The following is a 19,758-nucleotide window of genomic DNA, read 5'->3' as shown; positions in this document are numbered from 1 at the left end:
GGCCCTCACCCCAGCGTGCAGCCGACCAGCACGATCAGCGTCGCCAGCTCGCAGGCCGCGCCGAGCACGTCACCCGTGATGCCGCCGAAGCGCTTGCGGGTGTGCCGCACCAGCAGCAGCACCGCGCCGAGCGCGACCGCCACGGCGACCGGGCCGTGCGGCACGACGACGAAGCTCGCGGCCGCGAGCGCGGTCCACCAGAGCGCCACCACGGGCCACGACTGGCTGCCCGCCACCAGCGCGCCGAGCCCCTCCGGCCGCGCCGCGGGCACCCCCTCGAGGCAGCACGCGGCGAACGCGGCCCGGCCCGCCGCCAGCGCCACGACCACCGCGCCCCACGGCACGTCGCCGAACGCCGACGCCTGCGCGCCCAGCACGACGACGAGCGTGACGACCGCGAACGGGCCCGCACCGCCGTCCTTCATCACGGCGAGGGCCCGCTCCGGCGGCCCGTAGCAGCCGAGCCCGTCGGCGGTGTCCGCCAGCCCGTCCAGGTGCATCCCCCTGGTGCCGAGCGCGAGCAGCCCCACGGCCAGCAGCCCCGCCACCGCGGACGGCGCGCCCAGCCAGGCGAGGCCGTGCAGGAACGCGGCGGTGACGGCACCCAGCAGCACGCCCACCAGCGGCGCCAGCGCGATGGCCTGCCGCGCGACGCGCGCGTCGACCGCGCCGGAGCGCACCGGCAGCACGGTCAGCCAGGACAGGGCGAGCCGAACGCCGTCGGCCCTCACCCGTCCCACCCGGACGGCCGGACTCCCCGGTGGACCACCCCGCTACTCCTTGCCCGAGACGCCCGCGCTGTCGAACGTGGCCATCTCCGCGAGGATCCTCGTGGCCATCATCACCAGCGGCAGCGCGGTGACCGCGCCCGTGCCCTCGCCGAGGCGCATGTCGAACTCCAGCAGAGGCTGGAGGCTCAGGTGGCCCAGCGCCAGCGCGTGCGACGGCTCGGCCGAGCGGTGCCCGGCCGTCCACCACTCGCGGGCGCCCGGAGCCAGCTCCTCGGCCACGACGGCCGCCGCGCCGACCACGACGCCGTCCAGGATGACCGGCACCCCGCGGAACGCCGCCTGCGCGAGGAAGCCGACCATCGCGGCGATGTCCGCGCCGCTCGCGGTCGCGAGCAGCGCCACCGGGTCGCTGATGTGCGGGCGGGCCCGGCGCATCGCGTCGCGGATGGCGGCCGTCTTGCGCATCCAGGCCGCGTCGTCGATGCCCGTGCCGCGCCCGACCACGTTCACCGGCTCCGACCCGGTGAGCGACGCGATCAGCACCGCGGACGGCGTCGTGTTGCCGATGCCCATGTCACCGGCGATCAGCAGGTCGGCGCCGCCGTCGACCTCCTCGTCGGCGATCCGCCTGCCCGCGGTGATGGCCTGGACGGCCTCCTCGCGGGTCAGCGCGTCCTCGCGGTCGATCGACCCCGAGCCGCGGCGCACCTTGTGCGCCCGCACCTCCTCCGGCGTGTCGCCGTCGACGGCCACGTCGACCACCCGCACCGTCGCGCCCGCGGACGCGGCCAGCACGTTCACCGCGGCCCCGCCCGCGAGGAAGTTGGCCACCATCTGGGCGGTGACCTCGCTGGGGTAGGCCGACACGCCGTGCTCGGCGACGCCGTGGTCGCCCGCGAACACGACGACGCGGGGTCGGGTGAACGGCCGGGGCGGGCAGACGCCCTGGCAGGACGCCACCCACGCGGCGACGCCCTCCAGCCTGCCGAGCGAGCCGACCGGTTTGGTCAGCGTGTCCAACCGGGCCAACGCCTGGAGCAGCACCTGCTCGTCGGGCGGGTCCACGGGCGGGAACGTGAAGCCCGCGCCCGTGTCATCGCTGGTGTTCACGGCCCAGCACCTCCAGCTTCGCGCAGTGTCAGTGGGATTCCGGCGACGAGCAGGAACACCTCGTCGCAGACCTCGGCCAGCCGTGCGTTCAGCGAACCGAGGTGGTCTCGGAAGAGCCTGCCAGAGCGGGTGGACGGCACGACGCCGAGGCCGACCTCGGCCGACACGACGACCAGGCGCGTCCGGCACGCGGCGGCGGCGGAGACCAGGGCCGAGCACTCCCGCTCGACCTCGTCGGTCCCTCCGCCCTCCCACGCGCCGGCGTCGTCCAGCACCCCGGTGAGCCAGGTGGCGAGGTCGTCGACGAGCAGCGGCGGGTCGTCCCCGCCCGCCGCCGCGAGCAGTTCCGGCAGGTCCGGCGCCTCGACCGTCGTCCACGCCGCCGGTCTGCGCTCGACGTGCCGCGCGATCCGCCGGTCCCAGTCGTCGTCACCGGGGTAGCGGCGGGCGGTCGCCACGTACGTCACCACGGGGTCGGTCAGCAACCCCTCGGCGTGGGCCGACTTCCCGGAACGGGTGCCGCCGAGCACGAGTGTCCGACGCGTCACACCGAACTCCGTCCACCGATCGCTTAGCCTGACCTGGAACGTTACCCGGAGGACATCCCCAGGAGGCCGTCGTGGACTACCGGTGGCGCTACCAGGACGAGCAGGGTCGCGAGGTCGACGGACCGGCCGAGACCTTCGCCGACCAGGCCGACGCCGAGGACTGGTTCAGCGCGCGGTGGCAGGAGTTGACCGAGGCGGGGATCGCCCAGGTCACGCTGCTGCGCAGCGAGTCCGAGGTGTACGGCCCGATGTCGCTCGCACCGGCCGACTAGAGCCGCAGGACCATGCCGTCCACCCGCTGGAAGCCCAGCTTCCGGTAGAACGCCCGCACGTCGTCGTCGCAGCACAGCTGCACCTGGTACAGCTCGCCCACCAGGGCCACGGCGGTCTCGACGAGCGTCCGGCCGACGCCCCGGCCCTGGTGCTCGGGCAGCACCTCCAGCAGCGGGACGCTCGCCATCAGCACCCCGTCGGACAGCACCGTGACGAACCCCACGACCCGGTCACCGTCCAGCGCGACGACCGCGTGCGTGGAACCGCGCAGCAGCGCCAGGTGCCGCTCGGGCGAGGGCGGCGCGGGCCAGCCCACGAAGAAGCCGCGCAGCTGCTCGGGCCGCAGGCCGTCCACCGCGGTTCGGTACTCGATCATCCGGGCACGACAGGGCCCCGCGGGCGAACCCGCGGGGCCCCTTCCGCGTCACACGGTGACGGTCAGCCTGGGGTCGGTCTCGGCCACGCCGTCGAGCACCGCGTCGATCTTCTCCAGCAGCTCGGCCTCCAGCTTCACGCCCGCCGCCTTCACGTTCTCGTGCACCTGCTCGGGCCGCGAGGCACCGGTGATCGCGCTGGCCACGTTCGGGTTCTGCAACACCCACGCGACCGCGAGCTGCGACAGCGTGAGACCCGCCTCGTCGGCGAGCGGCTTCAGCTCCTGCACCTTCGCGAGCACGTCGTCGCGCATCCAGCGCGAGATCATCTTCGACCCGCGCTCGTCGGTCGCCCGGGAGCCGGAGGGCAGCTCGCCGCCCGGCGTGTACTTGCCGGTCAGCACGCCCTGGGCGATGGGGGAGAACACGATCTGGCTGAGCCCCTCGCGCTCGGACGCGGGCACGACCTGCGACTCGATGACCCGCCACAGCATCGAGTACTGCGGCTGGTTCGAGATGAACGGCACGTTCAGCTCGCGGGCCAGCGCGGCACCGCGGGTGATCTGCTCGGCGTTCCACTCGGACACCCCGATGTAGAGCGCCTTGCCCTGCCGCACCAGTTCCGCGAACGCGAGCATCGTCTCCTCCAGCGGCACGGTCCGGTCGAACCGGTGCGCCTGGTAGAGGTCGACGTAGTCGGTCTGGAGCCGCTTCAGCGAGGCGTTGGCCGACTCGATGATGTGCTTGCGGCCCAGGCCCTTGTCGTTCGGACCGCCGGGGCCGGTCGGCCAGAAGACCTTGGTGAAGATCTCCAACGACTCGCGGCGCTCACCGGCCAGCGCCCGCCCCAGCACCGACTCGGCCTTGGTGTTGGCGTAGACGTCGGCCGTGTCGAACGTGGTGATGCCCGCGTCCAGTGCGGCCCGGACGCACGCGTGCGCCTGGTCCTCCTCGACCTGCGAGCCGTGGGTGAGCCAGTTGCCGTACGAGATCTCGCTGATGTTCAGGCCGCTGCGGCCGAGACGTCGAAACTCCATGGGTCCGAGCCTAGACCGATGTCGTTCGGCTTGCTAAGGATTCAGATCACGTCGGCCGCGAGGCAGCGAGGCCGCGTCGGCAGGTGGTGACCCGACCTGCCGACTGAGAGCGGCCAAGCCGCCGTCTGCGGAGCAGCGGCCACTAGACCGTGTCGCCGGGCGAGACCCGCGGCTTCGGCACCCGCAGACGACGCAGCTGACTCGCCCTGATGAACGAGTACCAGCCGATCGACAGGCCCCGGATCGTCTCGTTCGGGAACTTCGCGCGCACCTTCTTCGCGACGACGCGGCCGAGCACGATGCCCTCCAGCACCATCGCCAGCAGCATGAACGTCGTCACGAGCGTCGCGTACTGCTGCACGACCACCAGCGGCGTCAGCAGCGCGGCGAACACCACGATCGCCAGCGGCATGAACAGGCCCATGAGGTTGCGGCGCGCGTCCACGAGGTCGCGGATGTAGGCCTTGACCGGCCCCCGGTCGCGCGGCAGCAGGTACTTCTCGTCACCGGACATCATCTTCGCCCGGCGGTCGGCCGCGGCGGCGCGGCGCTCTTCCTTCGTCAGCTTGCTCTTGTTGCCCCGAGCGCGCTTGAGCGCCTCGCGCTGCGTGCGGGGAGGCGGCGGGACCGGGCCGGTCCGCCTGCCCTGCGCCTCGCGGCGCTTCGGGGTGGGGCGCCCCTTGCCCGGCGTGCGGCTCTTGTCGGCGTCGTCGGTCACCACCTCCGGGACGGTCTCGTCGACGGTGGCGGTGGACTCGTTGGAGCTGCGGCGCAGGAACCTCACCCGACAAGGGTATGACAATGCGTTCCGTACCCTCCGCGAGGTGCGCGTACTGGTGGCTCCGGACTGCTTCGGCGGGACGCTGACGGCGGGCGAGGCGGCCTCCGCCATCGCCGACGGCTGGCGGTCGACCGCACCCGACGACGAACTCCTGCTGCGTCCGCTGGCCGACGGGGGACCCGGCTTCGTGGACGTCCTGCACGCCGCGCTGGGCGGTGAACTGCGCACCACCGAGGTCACCGGCCCGCTCGGCACGCCGGTGACGGCCCGGTGGCTGGAGCACGACGGCACGGCGTACGTCGAGTCCGCCGAGGCGTGCGGCCTGCACCTCGTCCCCGCCGACCAGCGCGCCGAGTGGTGCGAACGCGCCACCACCCGCGGCGTCGGTGAACTGGTGCTCGCCGCCTCGGGCGCGCACACGGTCGTCGTCGGCCTCGGCGGCTCGGGCACCACCGACGGCGGCGAGGGCCTGCTGTCGGTCGTGACCGACGTCACGGCCCGGCTCGTGGCCGCGTCCGACGTGGAGAACCCGCTGCTCGGCCCGCACGGCGCCGCGGCGACGTTCGGCCCGCAGAAGGGCGCCTCCCCGGAGGCCGTTGCTCGCCTGGAGGCCAGGCTGGAGGGCATGGACCGGCTGCGCGACGTCCGCGACCTGCCCGGAGCGGGCGCCGCGGGCGGCCTCGGCGCGGCCCTCCTCGCGCTCGGCGCCACCGTCACGTCCGGCGCGGGCCTGGTGCGGACGCTGACCGGCCTGGACGACGCCCTCGCCACCGCCGACGTGGCCCTCACGGGGGAGGGCAGCTTCGACTGGCAGTCGCTCAGGGGGAAGCTCGTCACCGCCGTCGCGTCCGGCGCCGCGGCCCGCGGCATCCCGTGCCTGGTCCTGGCGGGCCAGGTGAGCGTCGGCCGCCGGGAGGCGGGCGCGGCGGGCATCACCGACTCCTACGCGGTCGCCGAGCACGCGGGCTCCGTGGCCGCAGCCATGGCGGATCCGGCGGGCACCCTGCGCGCTCTGGCCGCCGAGGTGGCGGGACGGTGGTCACGCTGACGTCCGAGTTGTCGGTGCCGGGCGCGGACTGTGCCACCATGGGTGGTGGAACAAAGCGGGTACCGCCCGTGTTGACAGGGCTGACCGCCCGTTTCGACCTCTGAGGGAGAGCTATGACCACCGCTCAGGACGCAGCCGCCTCCACCGAAGCAGCCGCACCGGCTCCTGAAGCGCCCACGCACGGCGTGACGCTCACCGACCAGGCGGCCTCGAAGGCGAAGGCGCTGCTCGACCAGGAGGGCCGCGATGACATGCACCTGCGCATCGCCGTCCAGCCCGGCGGCTGCGCGGGCCTGCGCTACCAGCTTTTCTTCGACGAGCGCAGCCTCGACGGTGACGCGGTCCGCGACTTCGGCGGCATGAAGGTCGCCGTCGACCGCATGAGCGCTCCCTACGTCGAGGGCGCTGTCATCGACTTCGTCGACACCATCGAGAAGCAGGGCTTCACGATCGAGAACCCGAACGCGGGCGGCTCCTGCGCCTGCGGCGACTCGTTCCACTAGTCCGCACAGCGCGGAAGGGCGGCTCCCCACGGCGGGAGCCGCCCTTCCGCGTCTCAGACGAGCGCGACGTCGTCGCGGGCCACGGACAGCGCCGTCGCGCGCGGTGCGCGTCGTGCTCCTCCAGCCGGGCCACCGGCGACGCGCGGACGTCGCGGTAGGTGTCCGGTCCGAGCGGCAGCCGCAGCGGCACCTCCCCGCTCTCGACCAGGACGATCGCGCTCGCACACGCTGCGGTTCCACGAGCGGGAACACCTGTTCGTGGAGCCCGCGGGGGCGCGACTCCTCGGGCCACCGCGTGTTCACCGAGTTCGAGGTCGGCTGGCTGCGCTCGTCCGGCACGCCCCTGCCGGGCATCCGCCGCTACGCCGAACTGGTCCGCGAGGGTTCCGGCACGGAGGCCGCCCGCCCCGACCTGCTCCGCGCCCACGAGGCCGGGGTCATCCAGCAGGTGGCCGAGCTGAACGAGGCCCCGGACGTCATCGAGTTCGAGGCGGGGCTCTACGAGGAGCACCCGGAGGCGGGCACCGCCGACGCCCTCTGGCGGGGCGGCCCCGCCTGCGCTCCCGGGACCGGGGGTCAGACGCCGTAGTCGTTGAGCCCCTCGAACCGCCGCGCGGTGCTCTCGTCGACCTCCCACGAGGCGGCGGCGCGGGGCGCGGGCAGCGGGTGCTCCGCGTGCGTGATCGACCGCGGGATCCCGGCGCAGTCCTCGATCAACTCGGTCATGGTCGCAGCCTCTGGAGTAGTCACGTTCCGACGGTAGGACGAGTGGTCTGACCTGCGATAGCCCTACCAAACGGTAGTCTCCGGCCGGGTGACCGACCCCACGACGCGCGAAAGCCCCCGCCGAGGCGGGGGCTTTCGCGATCGAGTGCCTACAGCTTGACGGGGTAGTGCGGCTCCGGCACGACGGGGGAGATGCGCCCCTCGACGAAGATCCCGTGCCACAGCATGAAGACCAGCAGCGCCCAGATGCGGCGGCTGTGGTCCTGCACGTTGTTGCGGTGCTCCTCGATGATCCGGCGCACCGCGGCCTTGTCGATGTACTGGTCCGTCTGCGACTCGGCCACGATCTGGAGCGACCAGTCGTGCATCTCCTCCTTCAGCCAGTGCCGGATCGGCACCGGGAAGCCCAGCTTGCGCCGGTTGAGGACGTGCGGCGGGATGATGTCGCGGATCGCCTTGCGCAGCGCGAACTTCGTCGTGTCCTTGGTGATCTTCAGCTCGGACGGGATCTGCGACGCGATCTTGAAGACCTCGGGGTCCAGGAACGGCACCCGCAGCTCCAGCGAGTTCGCCATGGTCACCTTGTCGGCCTTGACCAGGATGTCGCCGCGCAGCCACGTGAAGAGGTCCACGTGCTGCATCCGGGTCACCGGGTCCCAGTTCGCCGACTCGCGGTACGCCTGCGCCGTGGCGTCCATGTGCGTCACGCTCGGGTCGTAGGTCTTGAGCACCGCGCGGACCTGGTCGTCCATGAAGATGCGCGCGTTGCCGTAGTAGCGCTCCTCCAGCGTGAGCGCGCCGCGGCGCAGCAGGTCCTTGCCGCGCACGCCCTGCGGGATCTTCGTGGAGACCTTGCCCATCGCCTTGCGCAGCGCGCCGGGCACCTTCTCGAACGGCGCCAGCGACAGCGGCTCGCGGTAGATCGTGTAACCGCCGAACAGCTCGTCCGCGCCCTCACCCGACAGCACGACCTTCACGTGCTGGCGCGCCTCGCGGGCGATGAACCACAGCGGCACCAGCGCCGGGTCCGCCACCGGGTCGTCGAGGTACCAGGTGATCAGCGGCAGGGAGTCCATCATCTCCTGCGCGGTCACCGTCCGGACGACGTGCTTCACGCCGATCGCCGCGGCCGACTCGGCGGCCACGTCGACCTCGGAGAAGCCGGAGCGCTCGAAGCCGGTGGTGAACGTGATCAGGTCCGGGTTGTGCTCCTTCGCCAGCGCGGCGATGACCGTGGAGTCGATGCCGCCGGACAGGAACGAGCCGACCGTCACGTCCGCGCGCATGTGCTTGGCGACGGAGTCGCGCAGCGCCTCGGTGATCTCGTCGTAGAGGCGGTTCTCGTCCGACTCGCCGCGGACCGCGCGCGGCCGGAAGGTCGCGGGGAAGTACCGCTCCATGACGGGCCTGCCGCCGGGGCGGATGGTGAACGAGGTGCCGGACTCGATGCGCCGGATGTCCCCGTGCAGCGACTCGGGCTCCGGCACGTACTGGAGGATCAGGTAGTGCTGGAGCGCCTTCTGGTCCAGCCGCGGCTGGATGCCGATCGTCGGCGCGAGGGCCAGCACGCTCTTCTTCTCGCTCGACAGCGCCACGCCGTTCGGGCCGACCGCGTAGTACAGCGGCTTGATGCCGAACGGGTCGCGCGCGCCGAAGACGACCTTGCGCTGCGAGTCCCAGATCAGGAACGCGAACATGCCGCGCAGCCGCGCCACGGCGGCCGGGCCGAGGTAGTGGTAGGCCGCGACGATGGTCTCGGTGTCGCCGTCGGTGGAGAAGCGCGCGCCGTACTTGCTCGTCAGCTCCGCCCGCAGCTCCAGGTAGTTGTAGATCTCTCCGTTGAACAGGATCGTGTACCGACCCGGCTCCTCCGGCGGTCCCCACGGCATCGGCTGGTGGGAGTGCTCGACGTCGATGATCGACAGGCGGTTGAAGCCCCAGACCACCTCGTCGCCCTGCCACGTCCCGCTCTCGTCAGGCCCGCGGTGCCGCTGGCAGCGCAGCGCCGCCGCCACCGCGGAGCGCGCGTGCTCTGCCTCGTTCTTGTTTGGGCTAACCAGTCCCACGAAGCCGCACACAGCGATTGGCACCTTTCGTGTCGCGTAAGGAAGGCACCAGTATGCCGGGGTCGCTCGGTGTGACCGAAACTGCACTACGGAGCACTGCCCCCGAGCGGTGGTGCTCACCGTGCTGGGCTAGGCTCCCGCATGATCCCGGCCAGGAATTCCTCTCGGTCGGACAGCGTGTTTTTCACCGGCCCGCAGACCACCACCCGCGGGCCGTGCACCGTCTTTGAGGAGGCGCGAGCAGTGGGCCTGAAGGAGGGCACCAGGGCAGCTCGGACGGCCAAGGTCGCCGGGCTGGTTGGCCTGGTCGGCATCGGGGCCACCGGTTGCTCCACGGAAGAGGTCCTGCGCTTCGGATGGCCCGTGGCCGTCACGCCGCAGGCCGAGAAGATGCGCGAGCTGTGGACCTGGTCCGTGGTCGCCGCGCTCGTCGTGGGTGTGATCGTCTGGGGACTGATCGCGTGGTCGATCGCGTTCCACCGCAAGAAGAGCGAGGAACTCCCTCGTCAGACGGCGTACAACCTGCCGCTGGAACTCGTGCTCATCGTCGTTCCGACGATCATCGTGGCGGTTCTCTTCTACTTCACCGCGATCACCCAGAACTACGTCACGGACAAGTCGAAGCCCGCTGACGTGACGGTCGACGTGATCGCGTTCCAGTGGAACTGGGAGTTCCAGTACCCCGGTTACAAGACCGAGAACGCGAACCAGGCCGTGAGCACCATCGGCAACTCCGGCGAGGTGCCGCTGCTCGTGCTGCCCGCGGGCAAGTCGATCCGCTTCACGCTCAGGTCGACCGACGTCATCCACTCGTTCTTCGTGCCGGAGTTCCACTTCAAGCGGGACGTCTTCCCGGACCCGGAGAAGAACAACCAGGACAACGTCTTCCAGATCGACCGGATCGACCGTCCCGGCTCGTTCGTCGGCCGCTGCGCCGAGCTGTGCGGCACCTACCACTCGGTGATGAACTTCGAGGTCCGCGCCCTGGAGTCGGCCGACTTCGACAAGTACATCAAGCTGCGCCAGCAGGTCAACGAGAAGACCGGCAAGACCTACACGGCCGCCGAGGCGCTCACCGAGCTGAACTGCGCCGACTGGTGCACGCCGCACGCGACCACGACCGAGCCCTTCAACACCGATCGGACCGCCCGCGAGGCGTCCGGCGGCGGCTCGAAGTAGTCCGGGCAGCGAGCGCGAGAGCGAGGAACAACCATGAAGGTCGAAGCCCGGATTTTTGACTTGATCACCGTCTTCTCGTTCCTGATGGCCGTCATCTACGGCGTCTGGTCCAAGGAACCGGTGGGCATCGTGGCACTGGCGCTGACCGGCGGCCTGGCCCTGATCGTCGGCACCTACTTCCGCTTCGTCTCCAGGCGCATCGAACAGCGCCCGGAGGACAACCCGAACGCGGAGATCAGCGACGGCGCGGGCGACCTGGGCTTCTTCAGCCCCGGAAGCTACTGGCCCATCGCCCTGGCGGCCTCGGCAGCGGTAGCGGGCGTCGCGATGGCGTTCTGGCACATCTGGCTCCTGGTGATCGCCGTGGTGATGCTCCTGATCACCATCGGCGGCCTGGTCTTCGAGTACCACACAGGCCCGAACCACGAGTAAGAAGACAAAAGCAAAAACAAACCAAAACCGAAAGGGCCGCCCTCAGGGGCGGCCCTTTCGGTATGACGACACGACAACAAACCTGAGCCGGGGCCTTCCCTGAACCAGTGGCCGATTTTACTCGGGGGACGTGACCCTTGCCCTGGTAGATCGGGCAGGTGGCCACCACCTGCCCTTGAGCCCGATCACAGGGTCACATCGAGAGGTCCCCGAGTCACATCGGCCACCCCGGCCGGGACCGGCAGTCACCCGATCTGACGGGACCGGCAGCCGCCGAATCCCACCGCTGCCCCATCAACTCAGCTCAACTCAAGCAGCAGCGCTGGCCTGGTAGTTGTCCACGTAATCCTGCCCGGACAGCTCAAGGATGTTGTACACGATCTGGTCCGTGACCGACCTCAACACCGGCAGCGAATCCTGCATCCCCGCGTAGCGCGTGAAGTCCAACGGCTTCCCGAACCGGACCGTCACCGGCACGATCTTGGGCAGCTTCCGCCCGACCGCCATCACCCGGTCCGTTCCCACGAGCCCGATCGGCACCACGGGAGCGCCGGACTCCAGCGCGATCCGAGCCACCCCGGTCCGACCGCGGTGCAGCATCCCGTCCAACGACCGCGTCCCCTCGGGGTAGATCCCGAAGGCCTCCCCGTCGGCGAGGACCTTGATCACCGTGTCCAGCGAGTCCCGAGCCGACCGCCCCTGCCCGCGCCGCACCGGGATGTTCCCCATCCCCGTGAAGAACCACCGCGACAGCGCTCCGCGAACGCCGGTCCCCTCGAAGTACTCGGCCTTGGCGAGGAAGTACACCCGCCGGGGCACGACGATCGGGATGATCATGCTGTCGACGAAGGACAGGTGGTTGGCGGCGAGGATCACGGGCCCTGTGCCGGGGATGTTCTCCAAGCCCTCGACCGTCGGTCGGTACACCATCCGCGCGATGGGTGAAACCACTCGCGTCATGACCGTGGACAGCAGTGTCATCGCTCCTCGCTCGCTCGGGAGGGCTCGGCCGCGCAGGACCGGGCCACGGCTTGGCCGGGTGACGCGGTCGACAGGACCGCGTTGGTGGTACCAGCATGAACCCGCTTCGTTGCGGGTGCGTGAACCAGTGACTGAAACCTCAGCGAACGGGCCCCGAACTCCCCGAACGGCCTAATCAGTCGATCGGCTGAGCCTTCAGCTCGGTGGACCGCGCCGCCCAGCGTCGCAGCAGGTCGGCGGCGGCGCCGGAGTCGATGGCGTCGGCCGCCCTGCCGAGTCCGCCCGCGAGGTCGGCGTGCAGGTCACCGGACAGGCCGCCGTGGGCCGCGATGGCGCCCGCGGCGTTGACCAGCACGGCGTCCCGCACCGGACCGGGCTTGCCCGAGAGGAGTTCGCGCACGACCTCGGCGTTGACCGACGCGTCGCCGCCGCGCAGGTCCTCCGGGAGCGCGGGCCGCACGCCGAGGCGTGAGGGATCGATCACGTCGGTGCGCACGGTGCCGCCGTCGGCGACCCACACCGACGTGGTGGTCGTCGTGGTGATCTCGTCCAGCCCGTCGTCGCCGCGCACCACGAGCGCCGTCTTGCCGCGCCGGGCGAACACGCCCGCGATCAGCGGCGCCGCGTTGATCCGCGCGCAGCCCACGAGACCCACCGCGGGCTGCGCGGGGTTCGTCAGCGGGCCGAGCAGGTTGAACACCGTGGGGATGCCGATCTCGCCCCTGGTCGGCCCCGCGAACCGCAGCGCCGGGTGGAAGATCGGCGCGAAGCAGAACCCGACGCCCAGTTCGTCGGCCGTCGTCCGCACGTGGTCCGGCGGCAGGTCGATCGCGACGCCCAGAGCCTCCAGCACGTCGGCCGTGCCGCACTTGGACGAGGCCGCGCGGTTGCCGTGCTTCACCACGGGCACGCCCGCGGCGGCGGTCACGATCGCGGCCATCGTGGAGATGTTGACCGACCCGGAGTTGTCGCCCCCGGTGCCGACGATGTCCACGGCCCGCGCGTCCACGGTGAAGCGGCGCGCGTGCTCCAGCATCATCGTGGCGAAGCCGTCGACCTCCTCGGGCGTCTCGCCCTTGGAGCGCAGCGCCACGACGAACGCGGCGATCTGGGCGCTCGTCGCGGTCCCGGTCATGACCTGGTTCATGGCCCAGCCGGTGTCCTCGGCCGAGAGGTCGACCTTGTCGACGAGCTGGTTCAGCAGCAACGGCCAGGTTCTGGACATGGCCCGGCGCTCAGCCGCGCACGACGGGCAGCGAGACCGCGTTCCGCAGCACCTCGGCCACCGTCTCGGCCGCGGCGAGCGGGTCGAGCGGGTGCACGATCACCGCGTCGGCCTGGGACCACGTCGCGAGCCACCGGTCGTCCCGGCGGCGCACGGCCACCACGATGGGCGGGCAGTCGGTGATCTCGTTCTTGAGCTGGCGGGACAGGCCCATGCCGCCGGTCGGCTGCGCCTCGCCGTCGAGGATGAGGAGGTCGGCGTGGCCGTTGTCCACCTCGTACAGCACCTCGGCGATGGTGCCCGCCTCCAGGTAGTCCACCTTGCCCAGGTCCGGGGCGGGCCGACGACCCACGGCCGTGATGATCGTCTCACGCACCTCGGGGCGGTGGCTGAACACCAGGATCTTCGTGGTCGGCGTGCTCATGTGGACGATCCTCCGGCGGGTCGGGTGACCAGGTGTGGCGATGCTATCGGCCTAGCCGGGCTCCGGTTGCAGCGCATCCCACCCCGGTGCGTCACCGCCGAGCCTCTGGGCGAGCCCCGCCATGCGCGAACGCTCCTGCGCGCAGTGCAGCGCGTCGAGCACCTGCACCCGAACGGCCTCCAGGTGATCGGGCCCGCGACCGCTCGGCCGCAGCTCGTAACCGTCCTGCGCGAGCAGTGCGGCGGCACGTTCTACCTGGTCAGGGGGTAGTACGAGGTGGTGGCGCAGCACCGCGGGCCGATCGGGTCGCCAGCGGGGCGAGCGGGCCAGCGCCGCGGAGTCGGCCTCCGCCGGGTCGAACGCCTCGACCACGACGACCAGTCCGGGAGATCCGGTCAGGAGTTCGGGTTCCCGATCCCCCCGGAGCCGGTCACGCAACCAGCCGAGCATTCCCATGGCTTTCGTTCACCCTCCGTGTTCGCGGGCGGCGGTGAGCCGCCGTTCGCCCCGGTTGGACCCGATGGGCGGACGGAAAACCTGCAAGCAATAATGCGTGATGTGACAACGGCAGCGCCTTCCACCGGCCAGCGCGTGCACTCGCTGAACCGCCCGAACATGGTCAGCGTCGGCACGATCGTCTGGCTGTCCAGTGAGCTCATGTTCTTCGCTGGGCTCTTCGCCATGTTCTTCACGGTGAAAGCCCAGAACGAAGGTGCCTGGCCCCCGGAGCCGACCGAGCTGAACAGGCCGTACGCCCTGTTCTTCACGGTCATCCTGGTGGCCTCCTCCTTCACCTGTCAGTGGGGAGTGTTCGCCGCCGAGCGCGGCGACGTCTTCGGTCTGCGCCGCTGGTACACGGTGACGCTGATCATGGGCGCGATCTTCGTCGCTGGACAGGCCGGGGAGTACTACGAGCTGGTGCACCACGGCACGACGATCCCGTCGTCCGCGTACGGCACCGTCTTCTTCCTCACCACCGGCTTCCACGGCCTGCACGTGATCGGCGGCCTGATCGCCTTCGTGTTCCTGCTCATCCGCACCAAGCTGAGCAAGTTCACCCCGGCGCAGGCGACGTCCGCGATCGTCGTGTCGTACTACTGGCACTTCGTCGACGTCGTCTGGATCGGTCTGTTCGCCGTCATCTACATCGTGCCCTGACCCACCACGAAGCACGAAGCCCCGAACTGACAGCAAGGGTTGCCGCACACATGACCACCAACACCAAGAGGGCCCGGACGCGCACCAAGCTGCGCAGGCGGATCTCGGGCCTCCTCGCGCTCGGGTTCGCGTTGCTCAGCGCCGGCTTTCTGTTCACGGCGCTCGCGCCGAACCCGCAGACCGCCCAGGCGCAGGACGACCCGGCCCTGGTGCGGCAGGGCGAGCAGCTCTACAACAACACCTGCCTGAGCTGCCACGGCCCCGCCCTGGACGGCGTGAAGGACCGCGGCCCGAGCCTCATCGGCGTCGGCGAGGCCGCGGTGTACTTCCAGGTCTCCACCGGCCGCATGCCGATGGCCCGCCAGGAGGCCCAGGCCCAGCGCAAGCCGGTCAAGTTCACCCCTGAGGAGATCGACGCGCTCGGCGCGTTCATCCAGTCCAGGGGTGGCGGCCCGGAGAGCCCCGAGGAGACCGGCCAGGCGCTGCGCGGCGACGAACCCGCCCGCGGCGGCGAGCTGTTCCGCCTGAACTGCGCGGCCTGCCACAACTTCACCGGCCGCGGCGGGGCGCTCTCGTCCGGCAAGTTCGCGCCGGAGCTGGACGGTGTGACCGAGGAGCAGCTCTACACCGCGATGCTCACCGGCCCGCAGAACATGCCGAAGTTCTCCGACCGGCAGCTCACGCCGGAGGAGAAGAAGGACATCATCGCGTACATCAAGTCGGTCACCGACGGGAACAACAACCCCGGCGGTGCCCCCCTCGGCGGGCTGGGGCCCGTATCCGAGGGTCTGATCGCGTTCATCGTGGGGATCGCCGCCCTGATCGGCGTGACCCTCTGGATCGGAGCCAAGGCATGAGCGGCGACAAGCCGGCCGAGCTGCCCACTGAGGACGAGCTCGGGCAGATGAGCAGGGACGAGCTGGTCAAGCTCGGCCTGAAGATGGACGGCGTCGAGCTGGTCCACTACGAGGACAAGTGGCCGGTCAAGGGCACCCGCGCGGAGAAGCGGGCCGAGCGCGTCGTCGCGCTCTGGTTCCTGATCGCCGCGCTGGGCGGCGTGGCGTTCCTCGCGGCGTTCCTGTTCTGGCCGTGGCGCTACGAGGCCCCCGGCAGCGACAAGCACCTGCTGTACAGCCTCTACAACCCGATCATCGGCCTCACCCTCGGCATCGCGATCCTCGGCCTCGGCGTCGGCGCGCTCCTCTACACGAAGAAGTTCATCCCGGACGAGCTGGCGGTGCAGCAGCGCCACGACGGCCCGTCGTCCCAGGTCGACCAGGCCACCGTGCTCGCGGAGCTGGCCGACGCGGGCGAGCGCAGCACCCTCGGCCGCCGCTCGCTGATCAAGAAGACCGCCGGCCTCGGCGCGGGCATCTTCGGCCTCGGCGTGCTGGCCGTCCCGCTCGGCGGTCTGATCAAGAACCCGTGGCAGGACAGCGAGAGCAGCAAGTCGCTCTGGCACACCGCGTGGAAGCCCGTGAACGGCGAGAAGGTCTACCTCCGCCGCCACACCGGTCGGTTCCACGAGGTCGAACTGGTCCGCCCGGAGGACCTGGAGGCCGGTGGCTTCGAGACCGTCTTCCCGTTCCGCGAGTCCGACCGGGAGGACGAGGACAAGCTCGTCCACGCCATCAAGAGCGCCGACGGTCCGGTCATGCTGATCCGCCTGCGTCCCGGCCAGCCGGTCGTCAAGCGTGCAGGTCAGGAAGACTTCAACTACGGTGACTTCTACGCGTACTCGAAGATCTGCACCCACTTGGGCTGTCCGACCTCGTTGTACGAGCAGCAGACCGGTCTGCTGCTCTGCCCGTGCCACCAGTCGCAGTTCGACGTCTTCCACTACGCGAAGCCGCGGTTCGGTCCGGCCACCCGTGCCCTCCCGCAGCTGCCGATCACGGTGGACGAGGACGGATACTTGATCGCTCGCGGTGACTTCATCGAAGCCGTGGGTCCGGCGTTCTGGGAGCGTAAGTCATGAGTGCCATCACCACTCCGACGAAGCAGCCCAACGCGGCTGCTCGCGCGGTCGGCGGGGCCGCCAAGGCCGCTGACGAGCGCTACCACTTCGCGGGCGGCATGCGGAAGCAGCTCAACAAGGTCTTCCCGACGCACTGGTCGTTCCTGCTCGGCGAGATCGCGCTGTACAGCTTCATCATCCTGCTGCTGTCCGGCACGTACCTGGCGCTGTTCTTCGACCCCTCCATGGAGGAGGTCGTCTACAACGGCGCGTTCACGAACCTCCAGGGCATCGAGATGTCCCGCGCGTTCGAGTCGACCCTCCAGATCTCCTTCGAGGTCCGCGGCGGTCTGTTCGTCCGCCAGGTGCACCACTGGGCGGCGCTGCTGTTCATGGGCGCGATCGTCGTGCACATGTTCCGGATCTTCTTCACCGGCGCGTTCCGCCGCCCGCGCGAGATCAACTGGGTCATCGGCATCCTGCTGTTCATGCTCGGCGCGATCGAGGGCTTCCTCGGCTACTCGCTCCCCGACGACCTGCTCTCCGGCACCGGCCTCCGCGTGATGGCGGCGCTGCTGATCTCGTTCCCGGTGGTCGGCACCTGGATCAACTGGCTGGCCTTCGGCGGGGAGTTCCCCGGCACGGAGATCATCCCCAGGTTCTACACGCTGCACATCCTGCTGATCCCCGCGATCATCCTGGGTCTCGTGGCGGTCCACCTGGCGCTGGTCTGGTACCAGAAGCACACGCAGTTCCCCGGCGTCGGCCGCAAGGAGACCAACGTCGTCGGCGTGCGCATCATGCCGGTGTTCGCGGCCAAGGGCGGCGGCTTCTTCGCCGTCGTCGTCGCGATCACCGCGATCATGGGTGGCGTCTTCCAGATCAACCCGGTGTGGAACTTCGGCCCGTACAACCCGGCGCAGGTGTCCGCGGGCGTCCAGCCCGACTGGTACATGGGCTGGACCGACGGTCTGATCCGCCTGTGGCCCGCGTGGGAGCTGTACCTGGGCAACTACACCGTCCCGGCGCCGTTCCTGCCGTTCCTCCTCGGTCTCCCGCTGCTGACCGGCATCGCCGCGGTCTACCCGTGGATCGAGAAGAAGCTGACCAAGGACTACGCGCACCACAACCTGCTCCAGCGTCCGCGCGACGTCCCGGTGCGCACCGCGCTGGGCGCGATGGCGATCTCGTTCTTCATGGTCCTGCTGCTCTCGGGCGGCAACGACATCATCGCCATGAAGTTCGACATCTCCCTGAACGCGCTGACCTGGGTCGGCCGCGTGGGCATGCTGCTGGTGCCGCCGCTGGCGTACTACCTCACCTACCGCCTGTGCCTGGGTCTCCAGCGCGCTGACCGCGAGGTGCTGGAGCACGGCGTCGAGACCGGCATCATCAAGCGCCTCCCGCACGGCGAGTTCATCGAGGTCCACCAGCCGCTCGGCCCGGTCGACGACCACGGCCACCCGCTGCCGCTGGCCTACCAGGGCGCCTCGGTGCCCAAGAAGATGAACAAGCTGGGTTCCGCGGGCCACCCGGTCCCCGGCAGCTTCCTCACCCCGGACTCCCCCGAGGAGACCGTCGCGCTGGTCAACGCCCGCAAGGCCCACGGCGTCTCGGAGGAGATCTCCGCCGAGAACATGCCCGGCGAGCTGGCGGGCAAGCCGCAGCAGCCCGACGCCTGACGTCAGACGCGCAAGGGCCCCGCACCACTTCCGGTGCGGGGCCCTTTCGCTTGTGCTCGATCAGCCTTCTTCAAGCCCGATCGAGAACGCCGCCTCGGTGTCCCGCTTGGAGTACGACCGGAACGAGATGTGCGTGTCGGTGTTCAGCACACCGGGCACCTTGCTGATGTGCCCTGGCACCAGCTCGGCCAGGTCCTCGTGCCGAGCCACCTTCACGATGGCGATCAGGTCGACATCACCAGCACAGGAGTACACCTCCGTGACGCCCTCGATCTCGGCGATCGTCTGCGCTGCCTCGGGGATGGATTCGGCAGCGGCCTGGATCAGCACGATCGCGTTGATCACGGGGTCCTCCTAGTCAGATGGTGTGCGGGCAATGCTAGAGGGCAACGCGACCCAGGTCGCGCCAGAGCCCACGACAGCAGCCACGGCGTCCACCCGAGAAGGACCGACCACGGCCCCAGCGGCCGACAACCGACCCGCACCACACGCAACCGTGCCCACCGCGGAGCCCGCCACCGACCAAGCGGAATCACCACAAGCGGCAGCACGCAACCGTCCCACCACGAACCAAGCGGAAGCACCCAAGAAGAAGGCGCCCGCACTTCCCCCGTCCCCCCGATCCCCAGCGCCCTCAGCTTCACCCCCGTGTTGTCAAGGCATCTTTCCCGCATTGACAACACGGGGGTGAAGCTCGAGACACTTGAGCGAGCGGGGCGACTGTCCCCAGGACCAACAGCCCGACTGCACCCGACTGCACCCGACAAGTCACCCAGGAAGTCACCCGACAAGTCACCCGGTTCCCCGGAACCCTCAGTGGTCGTACTCCCGGTACTGGTCCCTCCCGGCGTCGGCCAACTCCACCCACTCCCGCCACCCACCGGCCGACGCCGCGGGCGAGGCCCAGGGCTCCTCGCACCGCACCAACCGGGTCCCGGCCCGGTTCAACCACCGCAGCACCAACCCGGCCTCCTCCGGCGAAGCCCCCCGCAGCGGCCCGTCCCCTGGCACCACCGTCTCCGCCGAAGCCACCAACGCCTCCACCACGGGCAGGTACCGGGTCCCCCTCCGAGCCACCCCGGCGGACGCCAACCTCCCGTACCGGACGACGGCGAACTCCCACCCGCCGTCCCCGTCCGGCCGAGCGGCCACGACCTCCGGCAGCGCCGCCAGAGCCGCCAGCCTCTGCCCCCGGTCCAGCACCCGGATCAACGCCGCCATCCGGTCCCTCCGCCCGGCGGCCTCCTCGAACCGGTGCGCCGACGCGTACGAGTCGAGCTGCGCCACCAGCCCGTGCAGCGGCGCCACGTCCCGGCCGGCGATCAACTCCCGCAGCGCCACCACGGCGGGGGAGTACTCCCCCGCCGTCTGCTTCCCGGCGCACGGAGCCGCGCACCGCCCCAGCTCGTGCAGCGCGCACGGCGTGCCCCGCTGCGCCTTCACCGGGATCCGCTGCGTGCACGCCCGGATCGGCAGCGCTTCCAGCACCGCGTCGGCCGCCGTCTCCGCCGCCCGGCGCGACC

23 protein-coding genes and 1 pseudogene are annotated in these 19,758 nt (G+C 70.5%); 10 read left to right on the top strand and 14 right to left on the bottom strand.

Annotation, left to right across the window (positions count from 1 at the left end; genetic code table 11):
• Positions 1-5 precede the first annotated feature (5 nt).
• Genes cobS through cobU form a run of 3 tightly spaced genes read right to left on the bottom strand, consistent with a single transcriptional unit; the run spans position 6 to position 2,389 of the window.
• Positions 6-731, bottom strand: coding sequence for an adenosylcobinamide-GDP ribazoletransferase (gene cobS, locus VFZ92_RS21390; RefSeq protein ID WP_330877770.1), 726 nt, complete (start codon positions 729-731; stop codon positions 6-8).
• 42 nt (positions 732-773) lie between these two features.
• Positions 774-1,841 carry a nicotinate-nucleotide--dimethylbenzimidazole phosphoribosyltransferase gene (gene cobT, locus VFZ92_RS21385; protein WP_414719967.1) on the bottom strand — a complete coding sequence of 356 codons (1,068 nt, stop codon included), beginning with the start codon at positions 1,839-1,841 and terminating at the stop codon, positions 774-776.
• Positions 1,838-2,389 (bottom strand): bifunctional adenosylcobinamide kinase/adenosylcobinamide-phosphate guanylyltransferase, encoded by a 552-nt coding sequence (cobU, locus tag VFZ92_RS21380; protein ID WP_330877769.1) that lies wholly within the window; start codon positions 2,387-2,389, stop codon positions 1,838-1,840. The genes cobT and cobU overlap by 4 nt, the downstream gene beginning before the upstream one ends.
• Positions 2,390-2,460: 71 nt before the next feature.
• On the opposite strand from cobU, the gene VFZ92_RS21375 reads away from it, so the two are divergent.
• Positions 2,461-2,661 (top strand): hypothetical protein, encoded by a 201-nt coding sequence (locus tag VFZ92_RS21375; RefSeq protein ID WP_330877768.1) that lies wholly within the window; start codon positions 2,461-2,463, stop codon positions 2,659-2,661.
• On the opposite strand, the gene VFZ92_RS21370 is transcribed toward VFZ92_RS21375, so the two are convergent.
• The 3 genes from VFZ92_RS21370 to VFZ92_RS21360 form a co-directional block, all read right to left on the bottom strand.
• Positions 2,658-3,038 carry a GNAT family N-acetyltransferase gene (locus VFZ92_RS21370; RefSeq protein WP_330877767.1) on the bottom strand — a complete coding sequence of 127 codons (381 nt, stop codon included), beginning with the start codon at positions 3,036-3,038 and terminating at the stop codon, positions 2,658-2,660. The two genes, VFZ92_RS21375 and VFZ92_RS21370, sit on opposite strands and share 4 nt — an antisense overlap.
• Before the next feature lie 48 nt (positions 3,039-3,086).
• Positions 3,087-4,073 (bottom strand): aldo/keto reductase family protein, encoded by a 987-nt coding sequence (locus VFZ92_RS21365; RefSeq protein ID WP_330877766.1) that lies wholly within the window; start codon positions 4,071-4,073, stop codon positions 3,087-3,089.
• A 142-nt stretch (positions 4,074-4,215) separates the two neighbouring features.
• Entirely contained in the window at positions 4,216-4,857 is a 642-nt protein-coding gene (locus VFZ92_RS21360) for a DUF3043 domain-containing protein (RefSeq protein ID WP_330877765.1), read from the bottom strand.
• Positions 4,858-4,897: 40 nt separating this feature from the next.
• Between VFZ92_RS21360 and VFZ92_RS21355 the strand changes: the two genes are divergently transcribed.
• The 3 genes from VFZ92_RS21355 to VFZ92_RS21345 all read left to right on the top strand — a co-directional run bounded on the left by VFZ92_RS21355 (position 4,898) and on the right by VFZ92_RS21345 (position 6,994).
• On the top strand, positions 4,898-5,902 hold the full coding sequence (locus VFZ92_RS21355; protein WP_330877764.1) for a glycerate kinase: 1,005 nt from the start codon (positions 4,898-4,900) through the stop codon (positions 5,900-5,902).
• A 113-nt stretch (positions 5,903-6,015) separates the two neighbouring features.
• Positions 6,016-6,405 (top strand): iron-sulfur cluster assembly accessory protein, encoded by a 390-nt coding sequence (locus VFZ92_RS21350; RefSeq protein ID WP_330877763.1) that lies wholly within the window; start codon positions 6,016-6,018, stop codon positions 6,403-6,405.
• 295 nt (positions 6,406-6,700) lie between these two features.
• Positions 6,701-6,994, top strand: coding sequence for a hypothetical protein (locus VFZ92_RS21345; RefSeq protein WP_330877762.1), 294 nt, complete (start codon positions 6,701-6,703; stop codon positions 6,992-6,994).
• Here the strand turns inward: VFZ92_RS21345 and VFZ92_RS21340 are convergent.
• A complete protein-coding gene (locus VFZ92_RS21340) occupies positions 6,982-7,131 on the bottom strand; it encodes a hypothetical protein (protein WP_330877761.1) in 150 nt (49 codons plus the stop codon). The two genes, VFZ92_RS21345 and VFZ92_RS21340, sit on opposite strands and share 13 nt — an antisense overlap.
• Positions 7,132-7,280: 149 nt before the next feature.
• Positions 7,281-9,209, bottom strand: a complete 1,929-nt coding sequence (gene asnB / locus VFZ92_RS21335) for an asparagine synthase (glutamine-hydrolyzing) (RefSeq protein ID WP_330877760.1) — start codon at positions 9,207-9,209, stop codon at positions 7,281-7,283.
• Positions 9,210-9,440: 231 nt separating this feature from the next.
• Here asnB and coxB point away from each other — a divergent pair, with 231 nt between their 5' ends.
• Both coxB and VFZ92_RS21325 read left to right on the top strand, forming a co-directional pair.
• On the top strand, positions 9,441-10,376 hold the full coding sequence (coxB, locus tag VFZ92_RS21330) for a cytochrome c oxidase subunit II (RefSeq protein WP_330877759.1): 936 nt from the start codon (positions 9,441-9,443) through the stop codon (positions 10,374-10,376).
• 33 nt (positions 10,377-10,409) lie between these two features.
• Complete coding sequence (locus tag VFZ92_RS21325) at positions 10,410-10,808, top strand: cytochrome c oxidase subunit 4 (protein WP_330877758.1); 399 nt, start codon at positions 10,410-10,412, stop codon at positions 10,806-10,808.
• A gap of 309 nt (positions 10,809-11,117) precedes the next feature.
• Here the strand turns inward: VFZ92_RS21325 and VFZ92_RS21320 are convergent, their stop codons facing one another.
• The 4 genes from VFZ92_RS21320 to VFZ92_RS21305 form a co-directional block, all read right to left on the bottom strand.
• Positions 11,118-11,783, bottom strand: coding sequence for a lysophospholipid acyltransferase family protein (locus VFZ92_RS21320; protein WP_330877809.1), 666 nt, complete (start codon positions 11,781-11,783; stop codon positions 11,118-11,120).
• Positions 11,784-11,964: 181 nt separating this feature from the next.
• Positions 11,965-13,014: an anthranilate phosphoribosyltransferase gene (gene trpD / locus VFZ92_RS21315; protein WP_330877757.1), complete on the bottom strand. Its 1,050-nt coding sequence runs from the start codon at positions 13,012-13,014 to the stop codon at positions 11,965-11,967.
• 10 nt (positions 13,015-13,024) lie between these two features.
• Complete coding sequence (locus tag VFZ92_RS21310) at positions 13,025-13,438, bottom strand: hypothetical protein (RefSeq protein ID WP_330877756.1); 414 nt, start codon at positions 13,436-13,438, stop codon at positions 13,025-13,027.
• 51 nt (positions 13,439-13,489) lie between these two features.
• The gene (locus tag VFZ92_RS21305) at positions 13,490-13,894 is read right to left on the bottom strand and encodes a hypothetical protein (protein ID WP_330877755.1); all 405 of its coding nucleotides are present in this window, start codon (positions 13,892-13,894) and stop codon (positions 13,490-13,492) included.
• A gap of 93 nt (positions 13,895-13,987) precedes the next feature.
• Between VFZ92_RS21305 and VFZ92_RS21300 the strand changes: the two genes are divergently transcribed.
• From VFZ92_RS21300 to VFZ92_RS21285, 4 genes are read left to right on the top strand one after another with little or no spacing between them, the layout of a single operon-like run.
• Entirely contained in the window at positions 13,988-14,596 is a 609-nt protein-coding gene (locus VFZ92_RS21300; protein ID WP_330877808.1) for a heme-copper oxidase subunit III, read from the top strand.
• Between the two features lie 50 nt (positions 14,597-14,646).
• Positions 14,647-15,453 (top strand): cytochrome c, encoded by an 807-nt coding sequence (locus tag VFZ92_RS21295; protein ID WP_330877754.1) that lies wholly within the window; start codon positions 14,647-14,649, stop codon positions 15,451-15,453.
• Positions 15,450-16,574: a ubiquinol-cytochrome c reductase iron-sulfur subunit gene (locus tag VFZ92_RS21290; protein WP_330877753.1), complete on the top strand. Its 1,125-nt coding sequence runs from the start codon at positions 15,450-15,452 to the stop codon at positions 16,572-16,574. Before VFZ92_RS21295 ends, VFZ92_RS21290 begins: the two co-directional genes overlap by 4 nt.
• The gene (locus VFZ92_RS21285) at positions 16,571-18,235 is read left to right on the top strand and encodes a cytochrome bc complex cytochrome b subunit (RefSeq protein WP_330877752.1); all 1,665 of its coding nucleotides are present in this window, start codon (positions 16,571-16,573) and stop codon (positions 18,233-18,235) included. Before VFZ92_RS21290 ends, VFZ92_RS21285 begins: the two co-directional genes overlap by 4 nt.
• A 60-nt stretch (positions 18,236-18,295) precedes the next feature.
• Here VFZ92_RS21285 and VFZ92_RS21280 read toward each other — a convergent pair whose 3' ends face one another.
• Together VFZ92_RS21280 and VFZ92_RS21275 are read right to left on the bottom strand one after the other, a co-directional pair.
• Positions 18,296-18,580, bottom strand: a complete 285-nt coding sequence (locus VFZ92_RS21280) for an Lrp/AsnC ligand binding domain-containing protein (RefSeq protein ID WP_330877751.1) — start codon at positions 18,578-18,580, stop codon at positions 18,296-18,298.
• Positions 18,581-19,048: 468 nt separating this feature from the next.
• A pseudogene (locus VFZ92_RS21275) lies at positions 19,049-19,758 on the bottom strand (hypothetical protein); the annotation flags it as partial.

It is taken from the genome of Umezawaea sp. (genome assembly GCF_036375055.1).
Classification (GTDB): Bacteria; Actinomycetota; Actinomycetes; order Mycobacteriales; family Pseudonocardiaceae; genus Umezawaea.
Note: the sequence above shows the minus strand (reverse complement) of the source record. Positions and strands in the feature narration are given on the sequence as shown.